The organism is Paraburkholderia bannensis NBRC 103871 (assembly GCF_000685015.1).
Lineage (GTDB): Bacteria > Pseudomonadota > Gammaproteobacteria > Burkholderiales > Burkholderiaceae > Paraburkholderia > Paraburkholderia bannensis.
In genome coordinates this window covers 1-1,572 of sequence record NZ_BAYA01000088.1, presented here as the reverse complement: position 1 = coordinate 1,572, position 1,572 = coordinate 1, and the positions used below count along the sequence as shown (strand labels likewise).

General features: G+C 64.6%; 1 protein-coding gene. It reads left to right on the top strand.

Translation table 11 applies throughout. The features are described from left to right. A partial coding sequence (locus tag BBA01S_RS45035) for a type VI secretion system Vgr family protein (RefSeq protein ID WP_042298661.1) occupies positions 1–1,572 on the top strand: 1,572 nt, incomplete at both ends.

The window sequence follows — 1,572 nt, the reverse complement described above, 5'->3', positions numbered from 1 at the left end:
CCTACGAATTCCGCACGGACGGCACCTATGAACCGCTCGACTACGTGGTCCAGTACGGCGAAACATCGCTCGCGTTCGTCCAGCGCATGCTGGCAGAAGCGGGGATCACCTGGTACGTCGAGCACAGCGACACGTTTCACCGCATCGTCTTTGTCGATCACCTGGGCGGCTACAGGCCGGTGGCGAGCAAGGCCTATCACACGCTCGAATACCACGAGCCGGACCTGAAGATCGACCGCGAGTACATCGACCACTTCGAACCTGTCCAGCGTCTGACCACCGGCGTCTTCAGCACCGACGAGTACCACTTCAAGAAGCCGCGCGCGGATCTAACTTCGCACCACGAACTGCAGCAGGACACGGCGCACAGCGATCTGGAAATGCGCGAGTGGCCCGGCAACTACACCGAACACGGCGAGGGCGAGGACATTGCGCGGCTGCGCATGGAGGAACTTCGCGCCCCCGGCGAGCGCGCCACCGGCCACGGCAACCTGCGCGACGTGGTGTGCGGCACGACCTTCACGCTGGAGAACCACCCAAGGCCCGGGGCCAACCGCGAATATCTCGTGCTGTGGGCGAAGCTCGATTTCGAGGAAACCAGCGAGACCTCGGGTAGCGGTGCCCAGTACCGCTTCGAGGTGGACTTCGAGGTGCAGCCCGCGACGGTGCAGTTCCGCCCGGATCGCAGCCGGTGGCCCCGGCCACGCATCAGCGGCCCGCAGACGGCAATGGTGACCGGCGCGGCAGGCAGTGAAATATGGACCGACCAGTATGGCCGCGTGAAATTAAGCTTTCCCTGGGATCACGCCGGGCCGAAAGACCAGAACTCGTCGTGCTGGATCCGCGTCTCGTACCCGTGGACGGGGGCGAACTACGGCGGCATTCACATTCCACGCGTGGGCACGGAAGTGATCGTGGATTTCGAGAATGGCGATCCGGCGCGCCCCATTGTGACGGGCCGGGTCTACAACGCGGCCACCATGCCGCCGTGGCAGTTGCCGGACAACGCGACGCAGAGCGGCATCCTCACGCGCTCCTCGAAAGGCGGCGGCTATGGCAACGCCAACGCGATCCGCTTCGAGGACAAGGCCGGGCAGGAACAGGTCTGGATCCAGGCGGAGCGCAACCTGGATACCGTCGTGGAGAACGACGAAACCCATACGGTGGGCCACGACCGCACGAAGACCATCGGCCACGACGAGACGGACCATATCGGGCGCAACTGGAAGCTGCATACGGGTGGCTGGAAGTTCGAGACGATCGATCTGGCGGCGGTGCAGAACGTGGGCTTCGGCCAGATGCTCAACGTGGGCGCGGCGTATGTTGTGAACGTGGGCGGGCTGTACGCGCGGCAGGTGGCGTTGCAGATGGCCAGCACGGTCGGCATGAACCGTCACGACCGGGTGGTGCAGAGCTGGACGGCGGACGTGGGCCACACATACACGCTGACGGTGCGCGGCAAGGCGGTGGGCGATGCGGTGCAGAAGGATCTCGACAATCCCATCGAGGCGACGCCGGATTTTGCGCCGCAACTGCCCGCGCCGGTATCGAGTACGGAGAACAACCAGATTG